Origin of the sequence: Nocardia sp. NPDC059180 (assembly GCF_042754945.1) — a bacterium.
Taxonomy (GTDB): Bacteria; Actinomycetota; Actinomycetes; order Mycobacteriales; family Mycobacteriaceae; genus Nocardia.
Map to the genome: position 1 here is coordinate 135,379 of NZ_JBHZBU010000004.1, position 9,949 is coordinate 145,327.

Annotated in this window: 11 protein-coding genes; 3 read left to right on the forward strand and 8 right to left on the reverse strand. The window is 63.6% G+C overall.

The features are described 5' to 3' along the window. Positions 1–171: 171 nt before the first annotated feature. Entirely contained in the window at positions 172–591 is a 420-nt protein-coding gene (locus ACFXNW_RS14950) for a DUF1761 domain-containing protein (protein ID WP_379418241.1), read from the reverse strand. A gap of 46 nt (positions 592–637) precedes the next feature. On the opposite strand from ACFXNW_RS14950, the gene ACFXNW_RS14955 reads away from it, so the two are divergent. Continuing rightward, positions 638–1,315, forward strand: coding sequence for a winged helix-turn-helix transcriptional regulator (locus tag ACFXNW_RS14955; protein ID WP_379418242.1), 678 nt, complete (start codon positions 638–640; stop codon positions 1,313–1,315). 221 nt (positions 1,316–1,536) lie between these two features. Here ACFXNW_RS14955 and ACFXNW_RS14960 read toward each other — a convergent pair whose 3' ends face one another. Both ACFXNW_RS14960 and ACFXNW_RS14965 read right to left on the reverse strand, forming a co-directional pair. Continuing rightward, positions 1,537–1,866 (reverse strand): hypothetical protein, encoded by a 330-nt coding sequence (locus tag ACFXNW_RS14960; protein WP_379418243.1) that lies wholly within the window; start codon positions 1,864–1,866, stop codon positions 1,537–1,539. Positions 1,867–2,281: 415 nt separating this feature from the next. Next, a complete protein-coding gene (locus ACFXNW_RS14965; protein ID WP_379418244.1) occupies positions 2,282–3,769 on the reverse strand; it encodes an aminotransferase class V-fold PLP-dependent enzyme in 1,488 nt (495 codons plus the stop codon). A 241-nt stretch (positions 3,770–4,010) separates the two neighbouring features. Between ACFXNW_RS14965 and ACFXNW_RS14970 the strand changes: the two genes are divergently transcribed. Continuing rightward, a complete protein-coding gene (locus ACFXNW_RS14970; protein WP_379418245.1) occupies positions 4,011–4,370 on the forward strand; it encodes a hypothetical protein in 360 nt (119 codons plus the stop codon). An 87-nt stretch (positions 4,371–4,457) separates the two neighbouring features. After that, on the forward strand, positions 4,458–5,177 hold the full coding sequence (locus ACFXNW_RS14975; RefSeq protein ID WP_379418246.1) for a class I SAM-dependent methyltransferase: 720 nt from the start codon (positions 4,458–4,460) through the stop codon (positions 5,175–5,177). A 74-nt stretch (positions 5,178–5,251) separates the two neighbouring features. Here ACFXNW_RS14975 and ACFXNW_RS14980 read toward each other — a convergent pair whose 3' ends face one another. The 5 genes from ACFXNW_RS14980 to ACFXNW_RS15000 form a co-directional block, all read right to left on the reverse strand. Next, positions 5,252–5,725 (reverse strand): SRPBCC family protein, encoded by a 474-nt coding sequence (locus ACFXNW_RS14980; RefSeq protein WP_379418247.1) that lies wholly within the window; start codon positions 5,723–5,725, stop codon positions 5,252–5,254. 22 nt (positions 5,726–5,747) lie between these two features. Further along, positions 5,748–7,280, reverse strand: a complete 1,533-nt coding sequence (locus tag ACFXNW_RS14985) for a class I adenylate-forming enzyme family protein (RefSeq protein WP_379418248.1) — start codon at positions 7,278–7,280, stop codon at positions 5,748–5,750. 328 nt (positions 7,281–7,608) lie between these two features. Further along, positions 7,609–8,040, reverse strand: coding sequence for a hypothetical protein (locus tag ACFXNW_RS14990; RefSeq protein ID WP_379418249.1), 432 nt, complete (start codon positions 8,038–8,040; stop codon positions 7,609–7,611). After that, on the reverse strand, positions 8,037–8,177 hold the full coding sequence (locus tag ACFXNW_RS14995; RefSeq protein WP_379418250.1) for a hypothetical protein: 141 nt from the start codon (positions 8,175–8,177) through the stop codon (positions 8,037–8,039). Before ACFXNW_RS14995 ends, ACFXNW_RS14990 begins: the two co-directional genes overlap by 4 nt. Positions 8,178–8,463: 286 nt before the next feature. After that, positions 8,464–9,855, reverse strand: coding sequence for a hypothetical protein (locus tag ACFXNW_RS15000; RefSeq protein ID WP_379418251.1), 1,392 nt, complete (start codon positions 9,853–9,855; stop codon positions 8,464–8,466). Positions 9,856–9,949 lie beyond the last annotated feature (94 nt).

Genomic DNA, 9,949 nt, shown 5'->3' on the forward strand with positions numbered 1-9,949 from the left:
GGTGTAGTTGGCGAGGTCATGCGTTTGGAGGACGGGGTTCGGCGCCCGTCGCCGACAGAACGCCTGCATACTGGGCGGGGTCTTGCAGCGCTCGATGAGCCGACGTCGTCCCTCGGGACTCAGGGGAGCGTTTGCGATGTCCCATGATTCTTGTGCTCTGACTGCGCGCTGCTACTGCAGCAACCCGATCGGGACCGCCATGCCCAGGAACAGCACGAGCTGGTAGGCGCCGTTGATCACAGTGAGCTGACCAGGCTTCTGCTCGAAGCCGTTGTGCTGTGCCAGGGTCGACAGTGAGAAGCCGAGCCACGCCACGAGGGCAACTGGCAGAGCGGCCCAGAAGGAGTCGATGCCGAAGAAGCCGGAAGTGACGGAGCTGGCGGCTGCGAGGGTCAGCGCGGTGACAACGATTGATGCCACCAAGACTACGAACGGACCCTTGCCGCCTCTCTCAGAGTCCTCCTTGGTCACCCCGGTCAGCTTCCGCCATACGCCGCCGACCAGCCCCCAGTCGCTGTACCAGATCCAGGCGATCGCCATTCCGACCGCGATTGCGGATACGACCGCCAGCCAGCTGATGCTCAGCTCCACGGAATCTCCTCTGCTCGTCACTCTCTTTTGGTTGATACCATAAAGCATGGTGGAAAAAATCAACCAGAAGGTCAAGGGTTCGCGCTCCTACGGACAGTTCTGCGCCCTCGCGCGCTCTCTGGACGTCATAGGCGACCGGTGGACGCTGCTCATCGCGCGCGAGCTGCTGCCGGGGCCGATGCGCTACACCGAGCTGAAGACCTCACTCAAAGGCATCGCGACGAACCTCCTGTCCGAGCGGCTGAAGACCATGGAGGCGAACGGGATCGTCGAGCGTCGTCTCGAGGACGCGGGCGTCGTCTACGCCCTCACGTCGCGGGGAGCGGGGTTGCGAGAGCCGATGGAGGCGCTCGGCCGGTGGGGCGCTCCGCTGCTGGCGACCGGCCGGGGCGACGACGCCTTCCAGCCGCGCTGGCTGACCCTCGCGCTGCCCGCCCTCCTCCGAGGCGCAACCGCCTCTCCTCCCGTCGAGCTCGGTATCGAGACGGATGGCTTCCTCATGGCACTGAGGGTCGACGAAGATGGTCCAACCGCATTCGTACCCGATCGAGATCCGGCTTCAGTATTCACCGCCGCTCCCGATGTGGTCGTCGCTCTAGCCGCTGGAGCAATCAGCATCGAGCAGGCCATCGCCGCCGGCGAGTTCCGTGGCGACTCGAACGTCCTCCGAACCGCGCTCACCCCTGTTCATACGAACGTGCCTCCGCTGACCAACGGCGAATGAGGACCACGGAGAAGCGCAGACTATCGTGGGTGCAAGCGCGCGTGCCCTCGGCTGGTGTGGTCACCTTCGGCGCTCCGCTGCCGACCACGCGACCACGAGCCAGCAACCGCTGCCGAGCCACACGCTCCCGGCCAAGTCGAGCGTCCCGCAAGTCAAACGATCTCAACAACGTCCTGACCCGCAACAGCCAGGTACAGATCGGTTCACTCGCAGTAGGCGCATCAGCGAGGTTGTTGGCCCTCGAAGTAGGCGTGCCCAGTCGGGTCGATCGGTCGCGGCGGCACTTCCCGCAGGACATCAACGATCTTCTTCCACCGGCTGCGTTCCGCACTCAACGCACGTTCGGCACCATGTCGTGCAGCACCTGCCATCGCTGCGCCCTCGTCCTGCGTCATGTCGGCGATACGAGCTGCCTGAACCTGCATCTCCTCGATTTCGGCCTGGATTGCAGCGAGCATCGCTTCGGCCGCGGCCGCCAATTCCGGCGTGATCGGCAGGGCCCGCGCGAAGTTCTCACTCGCAGCCTGCAACGCCTTGCCGTGTCCAAACATCCGACCATTCTGCACCCCCGCCGACCTCAGCGACCCGGAATTCGATCCGGTGTGCCGGTCAACGTTCGGATGGTGAGCAGCCCAATAGTGCTGATGTGTTGAGGACGAGCTCGGCTCCCGGGCAGTGAGCCCGGCGAAGTGCACATGATCCAGCTATGTCACAATAAATTCAGTTGATGCGCATAGTTGTCGAACATGTCTTCGAGTTGTCGCGAGTTGTTGTTCGGCGATGTTTACGCAGCAAGACGGTGGTTCTTCGCGTATCGGCGGTTGCCTTGAGTCGCGGTGGGCAGTGATGCCTCCTCGCATCGAGAAGGTCAGGGGTTCGATTCCCCTTAGCTCCACTTCACTCGATATCCGGCTCATGCTCATGGAGAGCATGAGCCGGATCTCGTTTCGGTGAGAAATGCACAGCTCAGCAATTCTCGCGTGGTGGGAGGCCCTGCGTCTCACGCGGACGGTTGCGGTAGGTGGTGTCGACGAATTCGATAAATCGCTGGGCGTCCTGAAAGCTGGAGGCGATCCCGAAGGAGACGCGGAGAGCGCCACCGGTGGGCAGGCCGAGCTCGGTGATGTACGCATCGATCGAGAGCGCCGACTTTCTGAACAGGCGAAGCGAGGATGGTCGACCGATCTCGAAGGCGGCCTCCCCGGCGCCGGGATTACAGAAGCAGCCCGTGCGCAACGAAAACCCCGCCGCCGAGGATTCTCGCGCTACCAGACGCTCGTCGACGATGGCCCCGGAGGGGTCGAGGATATTCAGCGCGACCGTCGCGCCGCGATTGATCATATTTCGCGGTCCATAGATTCGAACCATGGAAGCCCCGTTGTCGTGCTCGAGCGACAGGAGCCGATCCAGAAGCCATCCGGTCAGGCAGCGGGTACGCCGATTGATCACATCGATGCCGACCCCACGCAGCCAGTCGAGGCCATATTCGATATCCGGAATGGCGAGGAAGTTCACGGTGCCGTCCTCGAATTCGGCAGATCCCGCGGCCGGGGCGTGCCAACCTCCCTGAACGCTGGCGGCCTGGATGGTGCCGCCGGAGAACCAGGGCCGCCGCAGTCTGGACAATGCCTCGCGGCGTGCGATCAGACAACCGACTCCTGTCGGGTAGCCGAAAAGCTTGTACCAGCTCACGGGAACGAAATCTGCTCGGACGGCGGTGAGGTCGAGCTCATGCGTTGGCAGATAGGCTGCGGCGTCCAGCAATACATCGAAGCCGTGCTCATGTGCGATATCGACCCAGTCGAGCGGATGCTGAACGCCGGTGAAGTTGCTCTGCGCCGGATAGGCGAACAACCCACGGCTGCTTTCTCGTCCGTTCACCGTAGCCATCGATAGTGATTCCTGCACCGTGCGGCGCCCGAGCGCGGTGCGGAGGGCAGACTCGGCCACTCGTAGTTCCGTACCCGCGATCGGGATGTACTCCGTTCGAGCCCGCCTGGAGCGGGCGAATTCTCGAATGCCATTGACCGAATTGTGGTTGTCGGCTGTCAGGACGAAACGTGTCGCGCGGCCGAAGGGATAGGCCTCGCCGACCAATCGACAGGCCGCCGTGGCGTTCGCCGTGAAGATCACGGTGTAGTCCTGCGCGGGAGCGTTGAAATGGGCGAGCACGGACGCCCGAGCGGTCTCGACCCCGGCCGTCGTCGCCCGTGAGGTCGGGTTGTCCGAATGCGGATTGCCATGGCAGCCGGCAGAGACCCACTCGTTGTGCGCCCGATGTTGGGTGGTTGCAGCCAGTCCGGCGCCGGTGTAGTCGAGATAGATGTCCCGATTGCGATCCAGATATGCGTACTCGGTGGCCCGGAGGTCGTCGAGCACCGTTGTCGTGGCGTACTCCGGATAGTCGGCCAGAAATTCCTGTGCGCTGACGGTGCGCGCGACGTCTCCGCTCATAGTAGGTCCTTGTCTTGTCGTGTGGGTCCAGCGGTGGCTCGGTTGGCCCACCACCGCACGCGCTTCCAATGACATGTCAAATCGAGTGAACCACAACGAAGTTCACACCTATCTGCTCCCAGGAATGGGAGGAACCTGCTCTTGACCGGTGATCTGTGACACACCAAAATCTAATCACTCCAGCACTTCTGGAGGCTTGTCGGCCGACATGGTGAGTTCTGAACGAATCGAGGATTCGGGTATGACTACGAATATCGCGGCCGTGTCGGCTGAAACCGAAGTACCTGCTGCGGATTTCGACACGACACACCTCAAGGAGAACCTGCGCTGGGGCCACTTGTTCTGGCCCGGCTCCGCGGCCTTGACCGAAGAGCAGATCGACAATCGAGTAGCCCGCTACCAGCGGTCGCTCGAGCGCTTCCGGGCCAGCGGCATGCAGGGCAACTACCTGCCCGACAATCTGGAAGTGGACTCGGCGTGGCATGCGCACCAGTGCGATCCGGTCGGGTACGCGGAGTTCTGCACCAAGTATTTCGGCGGAATTCTTGCCCACACGGTAACGCTGTGTGTCTGCAAGTTGGTCGATCTCGACCAGAAGTGATCGCCGCTTCGTGGTAGCGGTTCGGCGTAGCTCCCCTACGGGGGAGCTACGCTCCCGACGGCAACTATCCGACCGTACGTGGGTCCGATGATGAACTGGGCAGATGAATTCTTCGACGAAGGCTTCCGTGAAACCTTCACCATCCTAGGCAGATATGATGACACCGAGAGCGAGGTCGAAGCGATTGTCGCGCTGCTCCGATTGCCCCTCGGTGCTCGAATCCTTGATGTCCCTTGCGGCTTCGGCCGTCACACCGGACCGCTCGGTCGGCGCGGTTATCGCGTCGTCGGTATAGACAACTCGCCGAAACAACTCGACGACGCCCGCCGTCGATATCCTGACTGCACCTTCGTCCTGACAGACATGCGAACGCCACCCGCAGGTCCATACGACGCAATTCTGAACCTGTGGACCAGCTTCGGCTTCTTCGACAGCCCTGCCGAGGACCGTGCCGCCCTCACGGCATGGGCCGACGTTCTCGTGCCCGGGGGCAAGCTCGTCATGGAAATCGATACACTCGAATACTTCGAGCATCGTGCACGCAACGGCAGCGAATTGGTCAGTACGCAGCTGGTTCAACGGTCCGGTCTCGTCGGTCACGCTCGGTATGATTGGACCGCCCAGGAACTCGAGCTCCACTGGAAGCGCCCTGGATGGTCCCGACAGGCTCGGCTCCACATGTATTCACGCCCACAACTCGAGACAGCAATCTACGAAGCCGGATTCGGCCACGTGGCATTCGCGGGCGACTTTCATGGCCGTCCGGTGGACCTGGACAGCAGAACCGTTATTGTCGCAACAAAGTAGCGGACATTTTCAGAACGCCGACCGATGGGTTCGGTGGGCACCTGCTGACGATGCCCACCAGCCTGGCTGATCGCCTACTTTTTCTCCACGGTCCTGGCAAGCAGGCCGAGTGAGGCCCGCAGCGCGGACTCAGGAAGAATTGGGAAGACTCCCATGTCGCGATACTTCGCTGGGATCTGACTCCAGTCGTAGTACGACGTCACCGAGGTGCCGACCTCGCTGGGTTCCACGCGGTAGCCGTAGCGGTGATCGATCGGCGGAACCTGCCCCTCTCGGGAGACCGTCCACGCGATATGGGCGTCCTTGTCGAATGCGGTGATGGTCACCGTGACGTCGTACTTTCCCATCTCGGGAAAGTCATTGAGCGATTCACGATCCATCTGCACGACGAATTCATCTCCGACGGCGGTGATGGCTTCGCCTTCTGCGGATTGCAGCATGCCCGTGCTGTCGATCGACACATGCCCTTCGGGTGAGCACAGCAGGGCGAAGATCTCGGCCGGCTGTGCCGCGATCTCCCGTCGAACCTCGAACCGTTCTTCAGTCATAGGATCCATCCTGGCACAATCGTCACGCGGAAGATGATCGAAAGTGTTGTCGGAGTGCACGTTTCAGGATCTCGCCGCTGCCCGCCCTGGGGAGATCGCCGACGAACTCGACGATCCGCGGGTGCTTGTAACCGGCAAGCCGACCCTCGAGCCAGCCGAGCAGTTCCGTTTCGTCGAGTTCCTGGCCGTGGCGCAACACTACGACCGCTTTCACCGTCTCACCCCAGTGTGGGTGGGGTACGCCGACGACGGCGGCCTCGAGCACCGCAGGGTGCGCGCCGATCGCGTTCTCGACCTCGACCGAGTAGACGTTCTCGCCGCCAATGATGATCATGTTCTTGACTCGGTCGTGGACGTAGAGGAATCCGTCGTTGTCGATCATCCCGATATCGCCGGTGCGGAACCAGCCGTCGGCGGATATCGCGGCCGCGGTCTCCTCGGGTTTGTTCCAATATCCTGTGGTCAGTTGCGGCGTCCGCAGCCAGATCTCGCCGTCCGCACCGGTGCCCATGTCGCGACCGGTGGAAACATCGACGATCCGGCACTCGCAGCTGGGGTGGATGCGGCCCACGCTACCCGGATGCCGGTCGACCTCCCCCCGGCGCAGGACCGGTGTGACCGCCACCCCGGCACAGGTTTCGGTCAAGCCGTAGCCTTGCGAAAAGCCTGTCTGCGGCAGCATCTCCATCGCCTCGTCGATCAGCGAGCTGCTCGAGGGCGCGGAGCCGTAGATGATCACCTCGAGACTGGACAGGTCGAAGGTCGCGGCGGTGTTCTCGGCAACCAGACCGGCCAGCAGGGTCGGCACCAGGCTGGTGTGGGTGACACCTCGGTCCGCGACGGTGCCGGCGATCGCGTCGACCGAGGACCCCGACGGGATGACCACCTCGCCGCCAAGGTGCACGCAACACGTCACCGAGCTCATCCCGCTCATACGGAACATCGGCAGGCAGGCCATGTACCTCATCTCCTGGTGTAGTGCCCAGGCTGCCGCGGCCTGCTGGGCCATCTCCCGCAGATTGCGCTCGACCAGCTGAATGCCCTTGGGCTCGCCCGTGGTGCCGGTCGTGTAGGCCAGCAGCACGAGGGACTCGTCGGATTGATCGGCATCCGGTGGGTAGTCGGAATCCCCTGCGGCATACCAGCACTCGAATTCAGAGCCTTCGGGCCCGTCCAGCCGGACCACCGGGCACCGTGGGTCCGACCCCGATGCCAATTCCTGATCGGCGAAGAGCAGAGATGGGCTGCAGTCGTCCAGAACGGCCCGCAGCTCGGCCGCCGTCAGGCGCCAGTTCAGGCCGACCAGCACGATGCCGGCCCAGGAGGCGGCGTAGACGAGCTGGACGTAGGCCAAGTCGTTGTGTGCGAGCACCGCTATCCGGTCTCCCCGGCGTAGGCCGGCAGCGTGCAGCCGGTCCGCGATTCGCGCCACGTCCCGGGCGAACTCCGCATAGGTCTGCGACCCCGCAGGCGCGCTGACCGCTCGGCATCCGGTGCGGTCCCGAGCATGCCCGACCAAAATGCCGGCCAGTGTCGGGGGGTGAGGAATGGTCATCGGCGTCTCCCTAGATCTTGGCCGCGAGTGCAGTCACCGACTCGGGCTCCGGAAAAGGCGACCGCAGTACAGGTTCCCGTCGTCCCACAATCAGTCCGGACACCGAACATGCTGCAGCACATCGTATCCGGGGCATGAACGCGGTGTCGTACGATTCGAAAGGACGTAACCCCGCCTCCGCAGCTCGGCTCTTCCGGCAAGCCGCAAACCTCACCAGCAACCAGAGTCTCTCGCGCCCCACGGGCCCATGACAGGGGCTGCGGTGGAGGCCGGAATGCCCGCGTGAACGTGTCGGAGGCGCGATTCAGTGCTCGCTTCCAAGTGCCGGTCAGGCGGCCAGGGGATGGGCGGGCTCGCGATGGCAGCGGCAGGCCAACCGGCGGACTTCCATGCCAAGTGGGGCGGCCGCGAAGTAGATGGTTCGGTGGTCCTGCTGCACCGTGGTAACTACTGCCGGCGAGGACGCGAGGCAGTCGGCGGTGGCGGCTGATACCGGCTGCCAGGGGCCGAAGTCGCGCGGCTTGCCCGGCGGTTTCGGGAGCGGGGGAATGTCCACCTTCTGGCGCAGCGCGTCCGGAACGCGGAAATAGCAGTAGAACTCGGGCCGCAATCCGCTGGTGAGATCGCGGGCGATGGCCGCCGCCTGTTCGAAGCTGGGGGCTGGGATGTATATCTGCGGATTGGAGCTCGGAATGACTGCCCACTGCCAGAGCGTGGTAGTGGCGTGCATCGCGATCTGAGTGTCCACATCGATACTCATGACATCGCTCCGGTGGCGATGACGCCGAGCACGACGACGAATGCCATGACGGCCACGACCAGCAGCAATGCGAAGCCGAGGCTGTCGAGTAGGCGGGTGAGAGTGGATCGGTGGTGTCGTTCGAGATGAATGTGCATGATTCCGGCTCCATCCGATGTGCGGCGAATGTGCGCCGACTATCGTCGAGGCGACCGGTTCAACCGGTACTGATAGTTTGCTGGGTGAATTCTATTGACCACTTCCCGTTCCGTATTCCCTCTGGTGGGCATAGGTTGGTCTGGATGAAATTGAATATTTAACGAGCGGCCGGTGTGGGTTGCCTGTCGTTAACCTTTCCAGCCCCAGCCGCCACGGAAATCTCGAAATATGTTGTAGGTCATCGAGGATGCCGAAACAAGCCCGGGCAGCGTCGCGTCGTAGGCGCTACCGCACCAACGGCCGGTGCCGATCACTGAACCGCTGCTCGAAGCCCACGATGTACTCGCCCGGCGCGATCGACGACGACGACTGTTCCAGAACACCATCGTCGGCGATGTAGAAGAGGGCCCGGCCGATGGATATCTCGCCATCGGGTACCGGCACGTACACCATCCAGCCGACGTTGATCCGGTGCGCGGTCAACTCCGACAACGGGTACCCGGTCGTGTCGAGACCGCGGGTGACGATGTAGTCGCGGACGCGACCGATCGCCACCTCTTCGGGCAGTTCCTCGGGCAGCGTCGACACCAGCCCGGCAAGGCCGAGTTGATAGAGCGCTCCGTCGATATCGAACTGGTCGTCATCGAATACCGCGGTCAGCGTTTCCCGAGTCACCACTCCTGCTTCCGCGGCGGAAACCAGGGTCGCGGCCCGGTCGGAAAGCCCGTCGTTCGGGGAGTCCCCGACAAGACCCGCGACAATTCCCGCGACGATCTCGGCCGTCCAGACCCCAGGCACAGCGGTGGCGCACTGTTCGGCGGAGGGTGATTCTCCGCGATACCAGCGCCCGCCCTCCCACCAGTAGCAGAACGACAGCATCCCCGTTGACGCACGCGGGTTCAGCACCGGATTCGCCACCCAGTCCGGCGCACCGGCATAGAGCCTCGGCAGCGCCGCGTCACCGTTGTACGCCGAATCCAACGTGGGAGCGTTCCACACCCCGCCCGACAGCACAGCTCGCCCACCGGGCAACACATGCAGTGTCGATCCACCGCGTGCCGAGCCCTCGAAAACGCCCGTCCACGGAAGCAACCGAGGACCCCACTGCGACTTCGCGGCGACGAATGCCGCACTCAGGGTCGCCCATCGCGCCCACATCACCGGGAACGGCGGAAACTCGCTCTCCGCGAGCACCGCCCACACTTGCTCCGCCCGATCCGATCGAGCCTGTTCGGCCGCCTGCTGCGGCGTGCGCTGCTGACGGTCGGCGTGCAGGATGTAGGCGGCCAGCCACACCGGCACGTGCTCGCGCGGGTAGGTCACCAGGTCGGCGCGGTAGTCCTCTGGATCGAACATCTGTTCCGGGGGGAACGGGTCCGCACCGTAGTCGTAGTCGACGGTGACAGTGGACCCGGCAATGGTCACCAGCATCCGCCACCACGGCCCTCGCGCGGTCTCCGTGGCCGCCGCCCGTGATTGCCGGACCAGAGCGAGTACTTGCTCCGGCGGATGGGCCAGCACCTGTTGCTCACCGATGGAATAGACGATATGGGCGATCTCGCCCCGCACCGTTACCGCGAAGGCGGCATCCATGCGATGCCAACCCGCGGGGCCGAACGCTGTCAGCGCCCGGGCAAGTGGATGTTCTGCGGTCATACCGTTCGGTTCAGCGGTCATACCGTTGTCCTTCTGCGTTCGGTGGGTGGCGCTGCCGGCTCGGTCGGACAGCGCGAATCAGCCATCTGGGAGGGATGTGGGTGGCGAGTTCTGC